This is a genomic window from Streptomyces parvus (genome assembly GCF_032121415.1).
In the GTDB taxonomy this organism is placed as follows: Bacteria; Actinomycetota; Actinomycetes; order Streptomycetales; family Streptomycetaceae; genus Streptomyces; species Streptomyces globisporus_A.
In genome coordinates this window covers 3365076-3384565 of the sequence record NZ_CP135079.1, presented here as the reverse complement: position 1 = coordinate 3384565, position 19490 = coordinate 3365076, and the positions used below count along the sequence as shown (strand labels likewise).

Annotated in this window: 16 protein-coding genes; 8 read left to right on the top strand and 8 right to left on the bottom strand. The window is 72.9% G+C overall.

Features of this window, described 5'->3' with window-relative positions; genetic code table 11:
• Window position 1 precedes the first annotated feature (1 nt).
• On the bottom strand, window positions 2-1702 hold the full coding sequence (gene paaN / locus RNL97_RS16100) for a phenylacetic acid degradation protein PaaN (RefSeq protein ID WP_030585876.1): 1701 nt from the start codon (window positions 1700-1702) through the stop codon (window positions 2-4).
• A gap of 123 nt (window positions 1703-1825) precedes the next feature.
• Between paaN and RNL97_RS16095 the strand changes: the two genes are divergently transcribed.
• On the top strand, window positions 1826-2425 hold the full coding sequence (locus tag RNL97_RS16095; protein ID WP_030585874.1) for a TetR/AcrR family transcriptional regulator: 600 nt from the start codon (window positions 1826-1828) through the stop codon (window positions 2423-2425).
• Window positions 2426-2499: 74 nt separating this feature from the next.
• Here RNL97_RS16095 and RNL97_RS16090 read toward each other — a convergent pair whose 3' ends face one another.
• The gene (locus RNL97_RS16090) at window positions 2500-3069 is read right to left on the bottom strand and encodes an Lrp/AsnC family transcriptional regulator (protein ID WP_078652073.1); all 570 of its coding nucleotides are present in this window, start codon (window positions 3067-3069) and stop codon (window positions 2500-2502) included.
• A 239-nt stretch (window positions 3070-3308) separates the two neighbouring features.
• On the opposite strand from RNL97_RS16090, the gene pdhA reads away from it, so the two are divergent.
• The 7 genes from pdhA to RNL97_RS16055 all read left to right on the top strand — a co-directional run bounded on the left by pdhA (window position 3309) and on the right by RNL97_RS16055 (window position 11709).
• Window positions 3309-4469 carry a pyruvate dehydrogenase (acetyl-transferring) E1 component subunit alpha gene (gene pdhA, locus RNL97_RS16085; protein WP_030585870.1) on the top strand — a complete coding sequence of 387 codons (1161 nt, stop codon included), beginning with the start codon at window positions 3309-3311 and terminating at the stop codon, window positions 4467-4469.
• Complete coding sequence (locus RNL97_RS16080) at window positions 4466-5497, top strand: alpha-ketoacid dehydrogenase subunit beta (protein ID WP_030585868.1); 1032 nt, start codon at window positions 4466-4468, stop codon at window positions 5495-5497. Before pdhA ends, RNL97_RS16080 begins: the two co-directional genes overlap by 4 nt.
• A complete protein-coding gene (locus tag RNL97_RS16075; protein WP_243314395.1) occupies window positions 5497-6915 on the top strand; it encodes a dihydrolipoamide acetyltransferase family protein in 1419 nt (472 codons plus the stop codon). The genes RNL97_RS16080 and RNL97_RS16075 overlap by 1 nt, the downstream gene beginning before the upstream one ends.
• A gap of 85 nt (window positions 6916-7000) precedes the next feature.
• On the top strand, window positions 7001-7939 hold the full coding sequence (locus RNL97_RS16070; protein WP_243314394.1) for an NTP transferase domain-containing protein: 939 nt from the start codon (window positions 7001-7003) through the stop codon (window positions 7937-7939).
• Window positions 7936-9570: a molybdopterin molybdotransferase MoeA gene (locus RNL97_RS16065; protein WP_243314393.1), complete on the top strand. Its 1635-nt coding sequence runs from the start codon at window positions 7936-7938 to the stop codon at window positions 9568-9570. The genes RNL97_RS16070 and RNL97_RS16065 overlap by 4 nt, the downstream gene beginning before the upstream one ends.
• Window positions 9528-10670, top strand: a complete 1143-nt coding sequence (locus RNL97_RS16060) for a potassium channel family protein (protein WP_030585858.1) — start codon at window positions 9528-9530, stop codon at window positions 10668-10670. The genes RNL97_RS16065 and RNL97_RS16060 overlap by 43 nt, the downstream gene beginning before the upstream one ends.
• A 49-nt stretch (window positions 10671-10719) precedes the next feature.
• Window positions 10720-11709: an NAD(P)H-quinone oxidoreductase gene (locus tag RNL97_RS16055; protein WP_030585856.1), complete on the top strand. Its 990-nt coding sequence runs from the start codon at window positions 10720-10722 to the stop codon at window positions 11707-11709.
• Between the two features lie 51 nt (window positions 11710-11760).
• Here the strand turns inward: RNL97_RS16055 and RNL97_RS16050 are convergent, their stop codons facing one another.
• The 6 genes from RNL97_RS16050 to RNL97_RS16025 form a co-directional block, all read right to left on the bottom strand.
• Window positions 11761-12309 (bottom strand): bacterial proteasome activator family protein, encoded by a 549-nt coding sequence (locus tag RNL97_RS16050; RefSeq protein ID WP_006125928.1) that lies wholly within the window; start codon window positions 12307-12309, stop codon window positions 11761-11763.
• A gap of 110 nt (window positions 12310-12419) precedes the next feature.
• Window positions 12420-15275, bottom strand: a complete 2856-nt coding sequence (locus RNL97_RS16045; RefSeq protein ID WP_243314392.1) for an FtsX-like permease family protein — start codon at window positions 15273-15275, stop codon at window positions 12420-12422.
• Window positions 15272-16051 (bottom strand): ABC transporter ATP-binding protein, encoded by a 780-nt coding sequence (locus RNL97_RS16040; RefSeq protein WP_243314391.1) that lies wholly within the window; start codon window positions 16049-16051, stop codon window positions 15272-15274. Before RNL97_RS16040 ends, RNL97_RS16045 begins: the two co-directional genes overlap by 4 nt.
• 92 nt (window positions 16052-16143) lie before the next feature.
• The gene (locus tag RNL97_RS16035; RefSeq protein ID WP_030585848.1) at window positions 16144-16767 is read right to left on the bottom strand and encodes a PadR family transcriptional regulator; all 624 of its coding nucleotides are present in this window, start codon (window positions 16765-16767) and stop codon (window positions 16144-16146) included.
• A 70-nt stretch (window positions 16768-16837) separates the two neighbouring features.
• Window positions 16838-17578, bottom strand: a complete 741-nt coding sequence (locus tag RNL97_RS16030; RefSeq protein ID WP_243314390.1) for a hypothetical protein — start codon at window positions 17576-17578, stop codon at window positions 16838-16840.
• A gap of 188 nt (window positions 17579-17766) precedes the next feature.
• The gene (locus tag RNL97_RS16025; protein ID WP_030585843.1) at window positions 17767-19407 is read right to left on the bottom strand and encodes a protein kinase domain-containing protein; all 1641 of its coding nucleotides are present in this window, start codon (window positions 19405-19407) and stop codon (window positions 17767-17769) included.
• Window positions 19408-19490: the final 83 nt, after the last annotated feature.

Genomic DNA, 19490 nt, shown 5'->3' with positions numbered 1-19490 from the left:
GCTACGCCTGGCGGCGCACCTCCACCACACGGAAGCGGTTGGCGACGAAGGCCGCGTCGCACAGAGCCGCGTTGGCCGCCGGGTTGCCTCCGGAGCCGTGGAAGTCGGAGAAGGCGGCGGTCTGGTTGACGTACACCCCGCCGGTCAGGTTCAGCGAGAGCTGGGCCGACTCGTCCAGGCAGACGTCCTCGACGGCGCGCTCCACCTCGGGGGAGGTGGTGTACGCCCCGACCGTCATGGCGCCCTGCTCCCGGATCGTGCGGCGGAGCAGGTCCAGGGCGGCGGACGTCGACTCGACGGCGACGGCGAAGGACACCGGTCCGAAGCACTCCGAGAAGTAGGCCGCGCCGTCGTCGGGCTTGGTGCCGTCGAGCTTCACGACGACCGGCGTACGGACGGCCGCGTCGGGGAATTCGGCGTTGGCGACCGTCCGCGAGGGCAGGGCGACCTCGCCCAGCCCGCCCGCGGCCTCCAGCCGGGCCCTGACGTCCGGGTTGACCAGCGCGCCGAGCAGGGCGGACGCGCGGGCGTCGTCGCCGAGCAGTCCGGTGACGGCGGCCGAGAGGTCGGCGACGACGTCGTCGTAGGACTTGACGCCGTCGTCGGTGGCGATGCCGTCCCGGGGGATCAGCAGGTTCTGCGGGGTGGTGCACATCTGGCCGCTGTACAGCGAGAGCGAGAACGCCAGGTTGGCCAGCATGCCCCGGTAGTCGTCGGTGGAGTCGATGACGATCGTGTTGACGCCGGCCTTCTCCGTGTAGACCTGGGCCTGGCGGGCGTTCTCCTCCAGCCAGACGCCGAAGGCGGTCGAGCCGGTGTAGTCGATGATCCGGACCTCGGGGCGGACCGCCAGGGCCTTGGCGATGCCCTCACCGGGCCGCTCGACGGCCAGCGCCACCAGATTCGGGTCGAAGCCCGCCTCGCCCAGGACCTCACGGGCGATGGACACCGTGAGCGCCAGCGGCAGCACCGCGCGCGGGTGCGGCTTGACCAGCACCGGGTTGCCCGTGGCGAGGGAGGCGAAGAGGCCGGGATAGCCGTTCCACGTGGGGAACGTGTTGCAGCCGATGACCAGCGCGACGCCGCGGCCGGACGTGATGAACGACTTGTGCAGCTTCAGCGGATCGCGCTTGCCCTGCGGCTTCGACCAGTCGGCGTTCTCGGGGGTGCGGACCTGCTCGCGGTAGGCGTAGGCCACGGCCTCCAGACCGCGGTCCTGGGCGTGCGGGCCGCCCGCCTGGAACGCCATCATGAAGGCCTGGCCGCTCGTGTGCATCACGGCGTGGGCCAGCTCATGGGTGCGGGCGCTGATCCGCGACAGGATCTCCAGACAGACCAGGGCCCGGATCTCCGGTCCCGCCGCCCGCCAGGCTGCCGTGCCGGCCTTCATCGCCGGCAGCAGGACGTCCGGGTCGACGTGCGGATACTCGATGCCGAGCTCAGGACCGTACGGCGAGACCTCGCCGCCGGCCCAGCCGTCGGTGCCCGGCTGGCCCAGGTCGAGCCGGGTGCCCAGCAGCGCGTCGAAGGCGGCCTTGCCCTCGGCCGCACCGAGGCTGCCCGGGGCGCCGCCCTCGCCGTACGCCTTCGGGTGCTCGGGGTGCGGGGACCAGTACGCGCGGGTGCTGATCACGTCGAGGGCCCGGTCGAGCGTGGGCCGGTGGGTCTCGGACAGCTGCTGGGGGGTGAGCGCGGAGGCCATGGCGGACCAACTCCTCATCGAGCCGGGCGGGGACGTGCGGACGGAGTTAGAGTAACCGAACGATCGGTCGGGACAAGGGGCCCCAGGGAACCTGTGGACAACTCATGGGGGAGGATCGCGGACATGACCACGGCCAAGCGGGACACGTACACACCGGAGACCCTGCTCACCGTCGCCGTCCGTGTCTTCAACGAGCGCGGCTACGACGGCACGTCCATGGAGCATCTCTCCCGGGCGGCGGGTATCTCGAAATCCTCCATCTACCACCATGTGGCGGGCAAGGAGGAGCTGCTGCGCCGGGCCGTGAGCCGGGCGCTCGACGGGCTCTTCGCCATCCTCGACGAGCCGGGGGCGCAGCGCGGGCGCGCGGTCGAGCGGGTCGAGTACGTCACGCGCCGGACCGTCGACGTGCTGATGGCGGAGGTCCCCTACGTCACCCTGCTGCTGCGGGTGCGCGGAAACACCAAGACGGAGCGCTGGGCGCTGGAGCGGCGTCGCGAGTTCGACCAGCGGGTGGCGGAGCTGCTCCAGGCCGCGGTGGCCGAGGGCGACCTCCGGGCGGACGTGGACATACGGCTGGTGACCCGGCTGCTGTTCGGCATGGTGAACTCGCTGGTCGAGTGGTACCGGCCGCAGCCGGGCGGCTTCCCCGGGGAGGAGCAGCTCGCGGACACGGTCGTCCAGCTGGCCTTCGAGGGAATGCGGGCGAGCCGCGCCCGCTGAGCCCGCAGGTCATCGGGCTCCCGTGTCGTAGGGCTCCCGTGCCGAGCGCGGCCAGGTGACCGCGCTCGGCACGGTCAGGCGAGTTCGCCCGGCCGGTCCGGGCGCGGTCCGAGGTCCGTCTCCTCGAACACCAGCAGCGTCCGCGTCGAGAGCACCTCGGGGATGGACTGGATCCGGGTGAGGACCAACTCGCGCAGCGCCCGGTTGTCCGGCGTGTGCACCAGCAGCAAGACGTCGAAGTCGCCGCTGACCAGAGCGATGTGCGTGGCCCCGGGCAGCGCCTGGAGCTGCTCGCGCACGGTGCGCCAGGAGTTCTGCACGATCTTGAGCGTGATGTAGGCGGACGCCCCCTGCCCGGCCCGCTCGTGGTCGACCCGGGCGCCGAAGCCGCGGATCACGCCGTCCTCGACGAGCCGGTTGATCCGGGCATAGGCGTTGGCCCGCGAGACATGGACCCGCTCGGCCACGGACCGTATCGAGGCGCGGCCGTCCGTCTGGAGGATCCGCAGGATGTCACGGTCGACGGCGTCCAGCGGCCGCGGGGGCGGAACCGGGGCCGGCTCCGGCGCAGGGCTCGCGGGGACGGGGGCCGACGGGGTCGCGGTGGGCGGGGTCCGGTCCTGCTCCCCGTCCCTGTCGGCCATTTGTTCAGCTGCCATCGGCCCGCGCCTCCCTGTCGTGGACGACCTGTACCCATCCCAGGCTGTGGAGAACCGTTTGTCCACAGGCTGAAGGCGCCTGTAGCCAAAATGCGCTCGCGACCGAACAATCGGTAGGTGAGGCACACCACACCCGTGCCTCGCCCGGCCCTCGATGTCTCGCTCCCGATCGACACCGCCGATCGACACCCCTCGATCTCCCTCGATGCCAGGAGGTGCTTCCCATGACGGTCCAAGAGCTGCCCGGCGCGGCCGCCTACCGGCCCACGCCGCCCCCGGCCTGGAAGCCGATCACCGACCCCGCCCCGCTGCTCCCGGACCCGGAGCCCTACCGGGTGCTCGGTACGGACGCGGTCGCCGACGTCGACCCCGAGCTGCTGCTCCGGCTCCACGCGGAGCTGGTGCGCGGGCGTCGCTACAACGCCCAGGCCACCGCGCTGACGAAGCAGGGCCGACTGGCGGTCTACCCGTCGAGCACCGGCCAGGAGGCGTGCGAGATCGCCGCCGCCCTGGTGCTGGAGGAGCGCGACTGGCTCTTCCCCAGCTACCGCGACACGCTCGCGGCCGTCGCGCGCGGCCTGGACCCGGTCGAGGCGCTGACCCTGCTGCGCGGCGACCGGCACACCGGTTACGACCCGCGCGAGCACCGCATCGCCCCGCTGTGCACCCCGCTCGCCACCCAGCTCCCGCATGCCGTGGGGCTGGCGCACGCCGCCCGGCTCAAGGGGGACGACGTGGTGGCGCTGGCCATGGTGGGCGACGGCGGCACCAGCGAGGGCGACTTCCACGAGGCGCTGAATTTCGCGGCGGTCTGGAAGGCCCCGGTCGTCTTCTTCGTCCAGAACAACGGTTTCGCGATCTCCGTGCCGTTGGCCAAGCAGACCGCTGCCCCCTCCCTCGCCCACAAGGCCGTCGGGTACGGGATGCCGGGCCGCCTGGTCGACGGCAACGACGCGGCGGCGGTGCACCAGGTGCTGAGCGAGGCCGTGGCGCGGGCCCGGCGCGGCGAGGGTCCGACGCTGGTCGAGGCGGTCACCTATCGCATGGAGGCCCACACCAACGCCGACGACGCCACCCGCTACCGGGTCGACAGCGAGGTCGAGGCGTGGAAGGCGCACGACCCGGTGCGGCTGCTGGAGCGTGAGCTGACGGAGCGCGGGCTGCTGGACGACACGGGCATCGAGCAGGCGAAGGAGGCCGCCGAACGCATGGCCGCCGCCCTGCGCGACCGGATGAACGCGGATCCGGAGCTGGCCCCGATGGACCTCTTCACCCATGTGTACGCCGAGCAGACGAGTCAGCTCCGGGAGCAGGCAACCGCTCTGCGCGCCGAGCTGGACGCCGAGCAGGACCACGACGAGCACGGCCCGGAGGCAGGACGATGACCACCGCGGCAGTGACGGCCGACGGCCGCCCCGTGAAGGCGAAACCGGCCACGATGGCGCAGGCTCTCGGCCGCGCGCTCCGTGACTCGATGGCCGAGGACCCCACCGTCCATGTGCTCGGTGAGGACGTCGGCACGCTCGGCGGGGTCTTCCGGATCACCGACGGGCTGGCGGAGGAGTTCGGCGACGACCGCTGCACCGACACCCCGCTGGCCGAGGCCGGCATTCTCGGCGCGGCCGTCGGCATGGCGATGTACGGGCTGCGGCCCGTGGTGGAGATGCAGTTCGACGCGTTCGCCTACCCGGCGTTCGAGCAGCTCATGAGCCATGTCGCCAAGATGCGCAACCGCACCGGCGGAGCCATGCCGCTGCCGATCACCGTGCGCGTGCCGTACGGCGGTGGGATCGGCGGGGTCGAGCACCACAGCGACTCCTCCGAGGCCTACTACATGGCCACCCCCGGCCTCCACGTCGTGACGCCGGCCACGGTCGACGACGCGTACGGGCTGCTGCGGGAGTCGATCGCCTCCGACGACCCGGTGGTCTTCCTGGAGCCGAAGCGGCTCTACTGGTCCAAGGCCGACTGGTCGCCCGAGGCCCCCGCCGCGGTCGAGCCGATCGGCAGGGCCGTGGTGCGCCGGCCCGGGCGCAGCGCCACCCTGATCACGTACGGGCCCTCCCTGCCGGTCTGCATGGAGGCCGCCGAAGCGGCCCTCGCCGAGGGCTGGGACCTCGAAGTGGTGGACCTGCGCTCGCTGGTGCCGTTCGACGACGAGACGGTGGCCGCGTCGGTGCGCCGCACCGGGCGGGCGGTCGTCGTGCACGAGTCCCCCGGATTCGGCGGGCCCGGCGGCGAGATCGCGGCCCGGATCACCGAGCGGTGCTTCCACCATCTGGAGGCGCCGGTGCTGCGGGTGGCCGGGTTCGACATCCCCTACCCGCCGCCCATGCTGGAGCGGCACCATCTGCCGGGAGTGGACCGGGTGCTCGACGCGGTGGCCCGGTTGCAGTGGGAGGCGGACAGCTGATGGCGCAGGTGCTCGAATTCAAGCTGCCGGACCTCGGCGAGGGACTGACCGAGGCCGAGATCGTCCGCTGGCTGGTGGAGGTCGGCGATGTCGTCGCCATCGACCAGCCCGTCGTCGAGGTCGAGACGGCCAAGGCCATGGTGGAGGTGCCCTGCCCCTACGGGGGCGTGGTGACCGCACGGTTCGGCGAGGAGGGTACGGAACTTCCCGTCGGCGCACCGCTGCTGACGGTCGCCGTCGGAGCACCCGAGGGACCGGTCTCCTCCTCCTCCGGGCCCGACTCGGAGTCCTCGGGCGGCTCGGGGAACGTCCTCGTGGGGTACGGGACCGGCGCACCGGCCGCACGCCGTCGGCGCATCCGCCCGGACCGGCTCGACCGGGCGGCGGCCGGGGCCCCGGTCTCCCGTGCGCCGGTGGCCGATGCCCCGGTGGTCGAGGCACCAGCGGTCAACGTCCTCGTGGCCGAAACCTCGGTGTCCGAGGGGCCCGTGCCGGTGGTCTCTCCGCTGGTACGGCGGTTGGCCCGGCAGCACGACATCGATCTGCGACGGCTGGCGGGTTCGGGTCCCGAGGGGCTGATCCTGCGCGCCGACGTCGACCGGGCGATCCGGACGGCGGAGGAGACCGCGGCGGCGACGGCACGTGCGGCCCAGGCTCCGGTGCAGGCCCCGGCGGCAGCCGTGGCCGCGGCTCCGAGCGGCGTAGCCGCTGTTCGGGACGCCGAGCGGATCCCGCTGCGCGGGGTGCGCGGAGCGGTCGCCGACAAGCTGTCGCGCAGCCGGACCGAGATTCCCGACGCCACCTGCTGGGTCGACGCCGACGCCACCGAGCTGATGGCGGTCAGGGCCGCGATGAACGCCGCCACGGGCCCGTCCGCCGGGCCGAAGGTGTCGGTCCTGGCCCTGCTGGCGAGGATCTGCACGGCGGCGCTGGCCCGGTTCCCGGAGCTCAACTCCACCGTGGACACGGAGGCCCGGGAGATCGTCCGGCTGTCCGGCGTGCACCTCGGGTTCGCGGCCCAGACCGAGCGGGGCCTCGTCGTTCCGGTCGTCCGGGACACGCATACCCGTAACGCCGAGTCGATCGGGGCCGAGATCGCCCGGCTGACCGAGCTGGCGCGCACCGGGAAGCTCAGCCCGGCGCAGCTGACCGGGGGCACGTTCACGCTGAACAACTACGGGGTGTTCGGGGTCGACGGTTCGACGCCGATCATCAACCACCCGGAGGCGGCGATGCTCGGCGTGGGCCGGATCATGCCCAAACCCTGGGTGCACCAGGGCGAACTGGCCGTACGTCAGGTCGTCCAGCTGTCCCTCACCTTCGACCACCGGGTGTGCGACGGCGGAACGGCGGGCGGCTTCCTCCGGTACGTGGCGGACTGCGTGGAGCAGCCGGCGGTGCTGCTGCGCACCCTGTAGTCGCGGGAGCGCCCCGGTCGCGGGGGCCGGTCTTCCGGCCACCCCGGCGGGGGCGTCGCTCCGGGGCCCCGCCCATACTCGACGTATGACCGCCTACGACGTGATCGTCCTTGCCGGAGGGGCCGCGAAGCGGCTCGGCGGCGCCGACAAGCCAGGAGTCCGGGTGGGCGGCCGGGCGCTGCTCGACCGGGTCCTCGCGGCCTGCGACGGCGCGGCTCGCACCGTCGTGGTGGGTGACCGTCGCGCGACCGTCAGGCCGGTCCTCTGGACCCGGGAAGTGCCTCAGGGCGGAGGCCCGTTGGCGGCGCTCGGCGCAGGGCTGAAGCTGACGACGGCGGAGTACGTTCTCGTTCTCTCCGCCGACCTGCCTTTCCTCGGCCCGGGCACGGTCGACGCGCTGCTCTCCGCCGCCGGACAGCCCGGCCGGGAAGGCGCTCTGTGCACCGACCCCGACGGGCGCGAACAGCCGCTCGTGGCCGCGTACCGCGCCGAGCCGCTCCGTCGGGAGCTGGCCCTGATCGCCACCGAGTACGGGAGCTCCGCCGGGCTGCCGCTCCGGATCCTGACGGCCGAGCTGGAGCTCGCCCGGATCGACGCGGGTCCTGTCGCCACGTTCGACTGCGACACTTGGAGCGACATCGCCGCCGCCCGAGCCCGGATCAGGGAGCATGGGGCCGTGCTGGACGAATGGATCACCTCGGTCAAGAACGAACTGGGAATCGAACTCGACGTCGACACCGGTGTCCTGCTCGACCTCGCCCGTGACGCCGCGCACGGAGTCGCCCGGCCCGCCGCCCCGCTCACGACCTTCCTGGTCGGGTACGCGGCAGCCAGGGCGAGCGCCGGTGCGGGCCCCGACGAGGCCGCGGCTGCGGTCGCGGAAGCCTCGCGCAAGGCCACCGCCCTCGCTCTGCGCTGGGAAGCGGAGGCGGCCGAGTCGGCGGGACAGGGCGGCGAAGCGGCGGGCGGGACGGCGGGCGAGGCGAAGCCCGACGCCGACCGCGAGGGGACCGGGACACCGTGACCGGCTCCGACGGGCCGCGCCGCGAGCCCGGCAGTGACTTCCGTGCCGCCGGGTCCGCGAGCGAACGCGCACGCGAGGAGGAGGAGCGGGCCGTCGAGCAGGCGCTCGCCCTGGTCGGCGGGTCGGGCGGGGCGGGCCGGTCCGACGGGTCCGGAGGGTCGGACGAGCGTCCGAGCCGCAGCCGGGACCCCCGGCACTCCCGAGGCCCCCGGGACGAGGGCCTGGACGCCAGCCGGAGCAGCGCCCCGTACGACGGCCGCGACAGCGACCCGTACGACGGCCGCGACAGCGACCCGTACGACAACCGCTCCGCTACTCCGGCCACCACCCCCGCGCCCGGCAGCGAACAGCCGCCCCTCCCCGATCGGACCTCCCCGGGCGACCCCGCAGAAGCCACGCCCCCGCCCCCGTCCTGGGACCGGGCACGGGCGGTCGCGGCCCAGGCGGGGCGGGGCGGCCCGCCCGCGACGATCCGGTTGCCGCTCGACCGTGCGCTGGGGCACGTGTTGGCAGAGGCGCTCGGCGCGCTCACCGATCTGCCGTCCTTCGACACCTCGGCCATGGACGGCTGGGCGGTGGCCGGACCCGGCCCCTGGACGTTCGAGACCGGGGCGGAACTCCTCGCCGGACGCGGCCCGGCCGCCGCGCTGCCCGACGGCACCGCCGTACGGATCGCCACCGGCGCCCGGGTACCGCCGGACACCACGGCGGTCATCCGCAGCGAGCACGCCCACGTCGACGAGGCCAGAGGGCTGCTGCACGCCCGGCGGTCCGTGGCCACCGGGCAGGACATCAGACCCCGGGGCCAGGAATGCCGCTCGGGCGAGCAGCTTGTTCCGGCCGGGACGGTCGTGACCCCGGCGGTGCTCGGCCTCGCCGCGGCCGCCGGGTACGACGCGCTTCCCGTCGTGCCCCGCCCACGCGTCGACATCCTCGTCCTCGGCGACGAACTGCTCAACGCCGGTCTGCCCCACGACGGGCTGATCCGGGACGCTCTGGGCCCCATGCTCGGCCCCTGGCTGCGGGCCCTCGGCGCCGAGGTCTCCGGCCCCCGCCGGCTCGGGGACGACGCCGGGGCGCTGCGCTCCGCCCTCACCTCCTCCGACGCCGACCTGATCGTCACCACCGGGGGCACCGCCGCCGGTCCGGTCGACCATGTGCACCCGGTCCTCGATGCCCTCGGGGCCGAACTGCTCGTGGACGGGGTCGCGGTCCGCCCCGGCCACCCCATGCTGCTGGCCCGGCTGTCGCCGGAGGGGCCGTATCTCGTCGGACTGCCCGGTAATCCGCTCGCGGCCGTATCAGGACTGCTGACGCTCGCGGAGCCGCTGCTCGCGGGCATCGCGGGCCGCGCTGCCCAGGACCCGTACCGGGCCCTGGTCCACGCCGAGGTGCACGGCCATCCGCACGACACCCGCCTCGTCCCCGTGGTCCATCGCCCGGGCCGGGCGGGCGGCCGGGACCATGTCGCGCCGCTGCGTTACAACGGCCCTGCGATGCTGCGGGGGATCGCCGCGGCCGACGGACTGGCTGTGGTGCCGCCGGGCGGGGTACGGTCCGGCACCGAGGTGGAGATTCTGGATCTCCCATGGGCCCCGGCGACGCCGTGGACGGAAGGGTGTTTCACGTGAAACTTCCCGGCCACGATGCGATGGCCAGGCGAGCCGACGAACTGGTCGTGCCGACCCGGGTGATGCTCCCCCGCCGGGTGGCCCTCGGGCCCGCCCGCCAGGTCGCCAAGCGCCTGCTGATGGCGCTGCTCGTGCTGGCCGCGACCGTGCTGATCGTCTGGCTCGACCGCAGCGGTTACAACGACAACGCCGACGGCAAGGTCGACCTGCTGGACGCGATCTACTACGCGACGGTCACCCTCTCCACCACCGGGTACGGCGACATCACGCCGTACAGCGACGGAGCACGGCTGATCAACGTGGTGCTCGTGACACCGCTGCGCGTGATGTTCCTGATCATCCTGGTCGGTACCACTCTCGAGGTCCTCACGGAGCGGACCCGGGAGGACTTCCGGCTGAAGCGTTGGAGAGCCAACTTGCGAGACCACACCGTCGTCGTCGGCTTCGGCACGAAGGGCCGCTCGGCGATTCTGACCCTCTGTGCCACCGGTCTGTCGAAGGACCAGATCGTCATCGTCGACCCGGCCACCAAGGTGATCGAGGCCGCCAACGCCGAGGGCTTCACCGGTGTGCTCGGTGACGCCACCCGCAGCGATGTGCTGCTCCGTGCCGAGCTCCAGAAGGCGCGTCAGATCATCATCGCGACCCAGCGCGACGACACCGCCGTCCTGGTCGCGCTGACCGCGCGCCAGTTGAACCGCGGGGCGAAGATCGTGGCGGCGGTCCGTGAGGAGGAGAACGCGCCCCTGCTCCGGCAGTCCGGCGCGGACGCTGTGATCACCAGCGCCAGCGCCGCCGGACGGCTGCTCGGCCTCTCCGTCCTCAGCCCGAGCGCGGGCACCGTGATGGAGGACCTGATCCAGCAGGGCAGCGGCCTCGATCTCGTCGAACGGCCGGTCATAAAGGCCGAGGTGGGCAAGAGCGTACGGGAGACGGATGATCTGGTCGTCAGTGTGCTGCGCGGACACCGGCTGCTCGGTTACGACGATCCGGCGGCCAGCCCCCTGCAGTTGACGGACCGGGTCATCACCATCGTGCGAGCGAGCCCCAGTTCGACCGCGGTGCCGAAGAACCCGATGCCTCCGCACCAGCGACCCTGATCGACGAGGCATCCGCCCCGGCGAGCGCGGCGGGAGTAGCCTCGCGGCCATGCATGCGATCACGATTCCCGAACCCGGTGGCCCCGAGGCGCTCGTCTGGGCCGAGGTGCCCGATCCCGTACCCGGCGAGGGCGAGGTCCTCGTCGAGGTCGTCGCCAGCGCTGTGAACCGTGCCGATGTGCTCCAGCGGCAGGGCTTCTACGACCCGCCGCCCGGCGCGTCCCCCTACCCCGGCCTGGAGTGCGCGGGCCGTGTCGTCGCGCTCGGTCCCGGGGTGACCGGCTGGGCGGTCGGCGACGCCGTGTGCGCGCTGCTGGCGGGCGGCGGTTACGCGGAGAAGGTCGCCGTTCCGGCCGGCCAGCTCCTCCCAGTGCCGGAGGGCGTCGACGTGGTGGAGGCCGCGGCGCTGCCCGAGGTCACCGCGACGGTGTGGTCCAACGTCTTCATGGTGTCCCATCTGCGTCCCGGCGAGACCTTCCTGGTGCACGGCGGCTCCAGCGGCATCGGCACGATGGCGACCCAGCTGGCGAAGGCCGTCGGGGCCCGGGTCGCGGTCACGGCGGGCAGTCCCGAGAAGCTCGCCCGGTGCGCGGAGCTGGGGGCGGACATCCTCATCAACTACCGCGAGCAGGACTTCGTCGAGGAGATCCGGGAGAACACCGCCGGAGCGGGGGCCGACGTCATCCTGGACCTGATCGGCGCCAAGTACCTGGACCGGAACGTCCAGGCGCTCGCCGTCAACGGCCGCCTCGCGATCATCGGTCTCCAGGGCGGTGCCAAGGGTGAGCTGAACCTCGGAGCCCTGCTGGCCAAGCGGGCCGCCGTCACCGCGACCTCCCTGCGGGGCCGCCCGCTCCAGGAGAAGGCCGCCATCGTCGCCGCCGTACGCGAGCACGTGTGGCCGTTGATCGGCGGCGGGGTGGTCAAGCCCGTGGTGGACCGGGCGCTGCCGATGGCGGACGCCGCCGAGGCGCACCGGGTGCTGGAGTCCAGTGCGCACATCGGCAAGGTCCTGCTGGTGACGCCGGCGGCCGGCTGATCAGGTCCGTTCCCGATCCGGGCCGGGCCCGGATCGGGAACGGACACGGAATTACAGGTAGGGGCCCGAACGGATCGGGCCGTGCGGGTCCGCACCGCCTTCCTCGTCCTCGTGGGCCATACCGGGCGGCAGGGCGCGGCGCATCTGCTCCAGCTGGGCGCGAGCCGCCATCTGCTGGGCGAACAGCGCCGTCTGGATTCCGTGGAAGAGCCCCTCCAACCAGCCCACGAGCTGGGCCTGGGCGATCCGCAGCTCGGCCTCGGAGGGCACCGACTCCTCGGTGAACGGCAGGGAGAGCCGCTCCAGCTCCTCGACCAGCTCGGGCGCCAGGCCGTCCTCCAGCTCCTTCACGGAGCTGGCGTGGATCTCCTTGAGCCTGACCCGGCTCGCCTCGTCGAGAGGAGCCGCCCTGACCTCCTCCAGAAGTTGCTTGATCATGCTGCCGATGCGCATGACCTTCGCGGGCTGTTCCACCATTTCCGTCACCGGGACCTCGCGCGACTCGTCGTCACTGGCACCGCCGCCGATAGCCATTCCGTCCTGGCCCACGACAAGGACCTGCGGGTGCTCCTGCGACCGGTCATTCCTCGGCATTTCCATGCCGCCATTGTCTCGCACACGTGCCGTACACCACGTTGGTGCCCCCGAAAACGGAAGATCCACCGTCTTCGGGGGCACCGGAACCCTTCCGGGAGGCCCGGACACGCCGTTCAGCCCGCGCGCCGGGCCAGGGTCAGCCGGGAGCTGGTGAGAGCGGCGGCCAGCAGACCGGCGAGCACCGGGACGACCAGGGCCAGCAGCCCGACGGTCTCCCACGGCATCACGATCGGCGTGTACGCCGACTGCATCGGGTCCTCGCGCATCTCCGCCAGCGCCGCGCGCAGATCGGTCAGGCGCAGGGCGACCGCGGGGACGAGCCCCGCCGCCGTTCCCAGCAGGACCCCGGTCAGGGCCACGACCAGGCACTGGAAGCCGGACAGCGAACGCCGTACGCCCGGGGGCGCGCCCACCGCACTGAGCGTGGTGAGGTCGGCCTCCGCGTCGGCCTTGGACAGCCCGGTGGTGATGGCCGCCGCGCCCAGGGTCACCACACCGGCGAAGAGGGCGAGGATCAGCAGGATCGTGTCGTCCTGGGTCCGGAAGATCTCGTTGGAGCTCATCAGGTACGCACGGTTACCGGCCCGGTCGAGGGCCGCGTGGGCCGCCTGCTCCTCGGCGTCCGTGGCATCGCGGCCGAGCGCGTAGAAGCTGCCGTACTCCTCGACGTGCAGCCCGAGCCGCTCGGCGGTCCTCTGCGGCATGATCATCCGGATGCCGGGCGTCGCGGCGAAGCGGTCCGGCGCGACGTACACCTTCAGCCGATCCGTGGTGGTGCGGGCCTTGCCGGGGTGCCGGGCCCGGTTCTTCTTGTCCCGGTCGTTGTAGATGTGGGCGGCCTTGAGGGTGACCTCGCCCCTCTCCGCGTACGCCGGGTTCAGCAGCACGGGGAAGCCCTCGGCCAGGGCCTTCGCCGCCGCCGGGTCGTCGAGCTTCACATACGTGTCGAGGACGTCCGCTCCGCCGATGACGATCTTGTGGTCACCGGTGCCGAACGCGACCATCGTGTAGTTCTCGTCCATGCAGGCCGGGGAGTTCATCATCCGCTTGTGCTCGTCGGCGGAGAGCCGCAGGGCGAGTTCCCTGGCGCCCTTGCCCTTGAGCGCGCAGGCGTGGCCCTTGCCGGTGGGCTTGACGAGTTCGAGGGTGCCGCAGCCGTTCTCCTCCTCGTAGTAGACCGAGCAGTCGCTGCCGGCCCAGACCCGCCCGAAGTCGGCGGGCCTGCCGCTGACCGGGTAGTTCTGCTCGACGGCCGCCCGGGAGCGGGGGAGTTCGGCGTCCGCCCCGATGTCGGAGGCTGCCAGCGCGACGGTGCCCGGCGTCATGTTGGGCACGAAGTCGTACTCCTGCTCGACAGCGTGGCTGCTGGTGTACGTGGCGATGGCGACGCTGCCCGCGACGGCCGCCATCACGGCGGCGACCGCGGGGGCGGTGCGGCCGCGGTTGCGGGCCGCGTCCCGCAGGGCGATCCGGGGCGTGAGCGGGAGCCGCCTGCCGAGCCGGCCCAGGAAGCCGACGATCACCGGGATGCAGCCGAGCACCCCCAGTTCGGCCAGGACGGAACCGCCGGCGACGAAGGCGGTGTCGCCGGCCACCCCGCCGTAGACCGCGACGCCGGTACCCGCGGTGAGCGCGATGACGCCGATCACGGGCAGCACGCGGGAGCTGCGCCGGGTGCCGCGCCGGCCGGTGAGCGACTCCAGGACCGACTGGCGGCCCGCGACGATCGCCGGGGCGAGCGCGGCGAGGACACCGGTGACCAGGCCGAGCACGGCGATGGCGAGAATCTCCCAGGGCCGTACGGTCAGTTCGCCGAAGCGGTTGCCCGTGTAGTCCTCGATCATCGGGCGGAACAGGGCGGTCAGGCCGAACCCGGCGCCGACCCCGGCCAGCGCGCCGACCCCGCCGAGCACCGCGCCGCCCGCGAGCACCACGGCCCGGACCTGGCCCCGGCTGCCGCCGCACGAGCCGACCAGGCCCAACTGGCGGCGCGAACGCCGCGCGCCCACGGCGAACGCCGGACCGGCCAGCAGCACGATCTCCAGGACGGCCATGGCGGCCACTGTGAGAACCGCGGCGGTGGTCTCCGTCTCGGTGGAGTACCCGCTGCTCATCGAGGCCATCGGAACCTCGGAGTCCGGCGGCGGGTCCAGGGCGACCTGGCGGGAGACGACCACCACGCCCCTCTTGTTGGCCGCGAGGATGTCCTGCCAGGTCACGCCCGCCCCGGCCGGGCCCTTCACCAGCCACTTCGGGTCGCTCGGCTGGGGCGGCAGGATCGTCTTGTCGCGGTCGGCGGACTTCTGCCACGGGGCGATGACCGAGCCGGGGAGCGCGTAGAGGGCGTCAGCCCGCAGATCGGCGGGGAGTTCGACCGTGCCGGTGAGGGTGTAGGTCTGCTCGGGGCCGCGTACGGTGACGCGGTCGCCGATGGAGAGCCCGGCCGACTTGACGAAGTCCGAGGTCGCGGCGATCTCGGACTTCTTGCGCGGGTAGGAGCCGTCGGTCAGCTCGATCCGGCCGCGCATCATCGGGTCGGAGATGCGCAGTTCGGTGATGGCGGTGTCGGCGATGCCGTGCCGGGTGGTCACCGCCGCGGGCAGACTCCGCTCGGTCAGATACCGCGAACCCTCCGGGAAGGCGGTCGGCACGTCGACCGGCTTCGCCTGCTCCTCGGGGGTCGGGTCGGGGGCGCCCTCGGGGGCGCTCCAGTTGATGCCGTCGGGCATCTGGTGGAGTTTCACCGGGCCCATGCTCGTGGCCGCGAACCGGGCGTCGGCCGAACCCAGTTCCGCCGTCAGCTCCTCGGCCTTGGTGGGCAGGGCGCTGCGGTAGGTGAGGTCGGCGGCGGTCACGCCGAGGACCGGCAGGGCGATCATCGCGACGACCAGGGCGCTGCGCCCCTTGGCCCGAGCCGCGTCGCGCCGGGCTATGCGGAAGGCCGCGCGCCAGCCGGGGAGAGGGTTCACGCGGTGGCCCCGGTGGTTCCGGCGGCGAGCAGGGAGTCGGCTCCCGTGGTCACCGTCTGGTCGACGATCGAGCCGTCCCGGAGGAACACGACCCGGTCGGCCCAGGCCGCGTACCGGGGCTCATGGGTCACCATGACGCCGGCCGCGCCCTGGTCGCAGCGGGTGCGCAGCAGGGCGAGGACGGCCTCGCCGGTCTCGGAGTCGAGCGCTCCGGTCGGCTCGTCGGCGAGCACGAGGCGCCGGTCGCCGACCAGGGCGCGGGCGATGGCGACGCGCTGCTGCTGGCCCCCGGACATCTCGTCGGGGAAGCGGTCGGCGATCTCCGCAAGCTTCATCTCGGCCAGCGCGGCGAGGGCCTCCTTGCGTGCCTTGCGCACGGAGACGCCGTCGAGTTCGCGGGGCAGTGCGATGTTCTCGGCGGCGGTCAGGGCGGGGATGAGGTTGTAGTCCTGGAAGACGTAGCCGACGCTGCGGCGGCGCAGGGCGGCCATGCCCTTGGGACCGAGAGCGGCGATGTCCTGGCCCTCGATGACGACCTGGCCGCTCGTGGCGGTGTCGAGCCCGCCGGCCAGGGTCAGCAGGGTGGACTTGCCGGAGCCGGAGGGGCCCATCACGGCGACCAGTTCACCGGGGTGGACCGAGAGGTCGATCCCGCGCAGGGCGTGCACCTCCGCGACGCCGGAGCCATGGGTACGGGTCAGCGCCCGCAGTTCGAGTACGGGGCTGCCGCCGGGCGTCCCGGAGGACGACGGGGGCGGCTGGGTGGCGGACGGCATGGCGGGTGGTTCCCCCTAGGGACAACTGGTGACAAACCAGGAATGGTCTGGGGCGGGCAGGAGTGGCGGTGCCGGGGCCGGGAGGCGCGGTGTCAGCGCTGGGAGCGGGTGCGGTCGGCCAGCGCACGGGCCGGACCGCGGGTGGCCGCCCGGCCGGGCTCGGTCGAGGGCTCCGTGGCGGCGGCCGTGGCGAGGCGGACGAGCCGGGACTCGCAGTGGTCGAGCCAGCGGGCCTCGGCCTCCGCCTGGAAGATCAGCTGCTCCACGACGAGGAGCCAGGCGACCTCGTCCCGGTTGGCGGGGACGTCGGCCAGGGCCTGGGCCTTGAGCCGGGTGTAGTCCTGCATCGCCTTGAGCGTGTGGTGGCGCTGGGACTGGATGACGTCCCGGATGTCGACGCCCGGGGCTCCCACGGCCATGGCGAGCTTGATGGCCAGTTCGTCGCGGGGCGGACTGGTGCGGTCCACGGGGGTCTCGAACCAACTGCGCAGCTCGGTGCGGCCCTCGTCGGTGATCGCGTAGAGGTCGTGCCCGGCGTCGTCCGAGCCCTCCTGGACGATCAGCCCGTCCCGCTCCAGGCGGCTGAGCGTCGTGTAGACCTGGCCGACGTTCAGGGGCCAGGTGGAGCCGGTGCGCGACTCGAACTCGGTGCGGAGCTGGGACCCGTAACGAGGGCCCCGCTCCAGCAGGGCCAGCAGGCCGTGGCGAATGGACATACTGAGTATGTATACCGAGTATGTTCGTCCTGGCAAGTTCCGTCGGAGCCGGAACGGAAAGGCGCGACGATCAGTTCGCGCGGCGCATACGGAACGCGAGGAAGCCGAGTCCCAGCCCGACCAGGGCGATGCCCGTGCCGAGCGAGACCTGCTGCACCCGCCGTACGGCAGCGGCGTCCAGCGCCTGCCCGGAACGCTGTCCCGGATCGCTGAACGCGTCGGGCGGTGGCGTGGAAGCAGGCAGGTCGACGGGGTCCGCGATCCCCTGGTCGGTCTCCTTTGGCGGTTCCTCCTCGACGGGGTCCCCGGCCCGCGCCAGCTCCATCGGCGACAGCGAACGCCCGGGACGCGCCTTTCCCGCCCCGGCCTCGCGCCCGGCCAGGGGCGCCGTCGACCCCGATACGTCGGGCGAAGCGGAAGAGGAGGAAGAGGGTTCCGGTGCGTCGGCCCCGGGCCCGGAACCGGCTCCGCCGGGGGGCTGCGCGCCGCTTCCGGTCGCCACCGGGGAGGACGGGGCCGGACCGGTCCCCGGCGCTCCGGAAGCCGGGACGCCGGACGGCAGGGGCAGCGCGGAAGGCAGCGCCGAGGGCGACGCGGAGCCCGACGGGGCGGGCGGCGGAGAGGACGGGGCGGCGGATGCGGTGGCGGTACGGCCCGACGTCCCCGGTGCCGTGGCGGTCACGGACGGCGGACCGTGGGGCGCCGATGAACCGTGGGCGGAGCCGGCCGACGGCCCCAGCGCCGCTCCGGCCGCCGCCAGCAGACAGACCGCACACCTCGACGGCCATGCGGCCGGAAGTCCTGGAGCCATGAGATCAGCGTCACACGGGCCCCTGCATCCGGCATCCCGGACGCGGTATCCGGAAGACAGGGGCCTGTTACCGGTCCACGTACCGGTCCATGGCGAAGATCCGGCGAGATCCGTGAACCGTAACGATCACCTTCGGACACCGGCGTTTCAGGACGGCATACCGATGGCCAGGACGGCTTCCCGGTGGTTCAGGACGGCTTTCCGGTGGAGACCTTCAGCTCGAAGTGGGCGCCGCGCTCGTCGACCGCCGCACCGGAGGACGGGAACTGGCCGACGACCTGGTCCTCGGCATAGGTGTTGCCCGGCTCCTCGATCACCTTGATCGTCCAGCCCGCGGCGGCCGCGCACGACTTCGCCGACAGGATGTCCTTGTAGATGAAGTTGGGTGCGCGGACCTTCTTCGGGTCGTTGGAGTCCTCGGAGGCGTTGGAGCACTCCGTCTCCTTCATCGTCCGGTTGCGCTCCGGCGGGCGGTAGCCCTCCACCTGCTCGGTGCCCGTCTCGCCGCCCTTGCCCGCCTCGTCGTCCTTGCCGTCGCCCTGGAGGGCGATCGCGGTGATCAGACCGCCGACGGCCAGCAGGGCCACGACGATCGAGCCGACGACGACCGGCATGTTCCGCTTCGAACCGCCGCCACCGGTGGTGCCCACGGCCGTCGCGTGCTGCGGGTTGATCGAGTACGGCGGCGGGGTCTGGTGGGACAGCCGGCCCGGGGCCGGGTAGCCCTGGACCTGGCCGGACTGCGGGTAGCCGTAGCTCGGTGTGGGCGCGGGCGTGGGCTGGCTGTACGGCCCCGGCTGCTGGTGCGGATGCGGCTGGTACGGCGTCTGGACGCTGTGGGGCGCCGGGGCGCTCTGGTCGACCGGCGGGAACACCGCCGAGCCGACGCCGGAGCCGCTGTTGGCGGGCCCGCCGCCGGACACGATCATCGGGGCGCCGGTCTGGCCGCCGGAGGCGTTCAGCACGCGGGCGATCTCGTCGCGCATCGCGGCGGCGCTGGGGAAGCGCTCGTTCGGGTTCTTCTTGAGCGCGCGGGCGACGAGGGCGTCCATCGCCGGGGTGACCGACCGGTTGATGCTGGAGGGCGCGACCGGCTCCTCCTGCACATGCGCGTACGCGATGGCCAGCGGTGAGTCCGCGTCGAACGGGATCCGGCCGGTGAGCAGCTGGAAGAGCATGATCCCGACCGAGTAGAGGTCGGACCGGGCGTCGACGCCGCGGCCGAGGGCCTGCTCGGGGGAGAGGTACTGCGGGGTGCCGACGACCATGCCGGTCTGGGTCATCGAGGTGACGCCGGACTGCATGGCGCGGGCGATGCCGAAGTCCATGACCTTGACGACGCCGCGCTTGGTCATCATCACGTTGCCCGGCTTGATGTCCCGGTGGACCAGGCCCATCTCATGGCTGGTCTCCAGGGCGGCGAGCACGTCCGCCGTCACCTTGAGGGCCTTGTCGGCCGGCATCGCGCCGTGCTGGCGGATGTCGGCCGCCAGCACCGAGCCGAGCGGCTGCCCCTCGACGTACTCCATGACGATGTACGGCATCAGCGCACCACCGAGCTCGTCCTCGCCGGTGTCGAAGACGGAGACGATGTTGGTGTGCTGGAGCTTGGCGACGGCCTGCGCCTCGCGCCGGAAGCGCTCGCGGAAGGACTGCTCGCGGCCGAGCTCGGTGTGCAGGGTCTTGATCGCGACCTGGCGGTCCAGGGCCGAGTCGTAGGCCAGGTAGACGGACGCCATCCCGCCCTCGCCGAGCAGGTCGCGCAGCTGGTAGCGGCCGCCCGCGACCGCCCCGCCCGCATAGCGGCCCTGTGCGCCGTCCTGGCTCATGACTTGCATCCCCCTCGGCGGCGCGCGGTCGCACGCGGTGTTTCTGTCCGACGTGTTTCTGTCTGACGTGATTGCGTGCGACG

Bases quoted from the DNA above. Each gene is read 5' to 3' on its own strand.
- paaN (WP_030585876.1), bottom strand. From the start codon at position 1,702: ATGGCCTCCGCGCTCACCCCCCAGCAGCTGTCCGAGACCCACCGGCCC.
- RNL97_RS16095 (WP_030585874.1), top strand. From the start codon at position 1,826: ATGACCACGGCCAAGCGGGACACGTACACACCGGAGACCCTGCTCACC.
- RNL97_RS16090 (WP_078652073.1), bottom strand. From the start codon at position 3,069: ATGGCCGACAGGGACGGGGAGCAGGACCGGACCCCGCCCACCGCGACC.
- pdhA (WP_030585870.1), top strand. From the start codon at position 3,309: ATGACGGTCCAAGAGCTGCCCGGCGCGGCCGCCTACCGGCCCACGCCG.
- RNL97_RS16080 (WP_030585868.1), top strand. From the start codon at position 4,466: ATGACCACCGCGGCAGTGACGGCCGACGGCCGCCCCGTGAAGGCGAAA.
- RNL97_RS16075 (WP_243314395.1), top strand. From the start codon at position 5,497: ATGGCGCAGGTGCTCGAATTCAAGCTGCCGGACCTCGGCGAGGGACTG.
- RNL97_RS16070 (WP_243314394.1), top strand. From the start codon at position 7,001: ATGACCGCCTACGACGTGATCGTCCTTGCCGGAGGGGCCGCGAAGCGG.
- RNL97_RS16060 (WP_030585858.1), top strand. From the start codon at position 9,528: ATGGGCCCCGGCGACGCCGTGGACGGAAGGGTGTTTCACGTGAAACTT.
- RNL97_RS16055 (WP_030585856.1), top strand. From the start codon at position 10,720: ATGCATGCGATCACGATTCCCGAACCCGGTGGCCCCGAGGCGCTCGTC.
- RNL97_RS16050 (WP_006125928.1), bottom strand. From the start codon at position 12,309: ATGGAAATGCCGAGGAATGACCGGTCGCAGGAGCACCCGCAGGTCCTT.
- RNL97_RS16040 (WP_243314391.1), bottom strand. From the start codon at position 16,051: ATGCCGTCCGCCACCCAGCCGCCCCCGTCGTCCTCCGGGACGCCCGGC.
- RNL97_RS16035 (WP_030585848.1), bottom strand. From the start codon at position 16,767: ATGTCCATTCGCCACGGCCTGCTGGCCCTGCTGGAGCGGGGCCCTCGT.
- RNL97_RS16030 (WP_243314390.1), bottom strand. From the start codon at position 17,578: ATGGCTCCAGGACTTCCGGCCGCATGGCCGTCGAGGTGTGCGGTCTGT.
- RNL97_RS16025 (WP_030585843.1), bottom strand. From the start codon at position 19,407: ATGAGCCAGGACGGCGCACAGGGCCGCTATGCGGGCGGGGCGGTCGCG.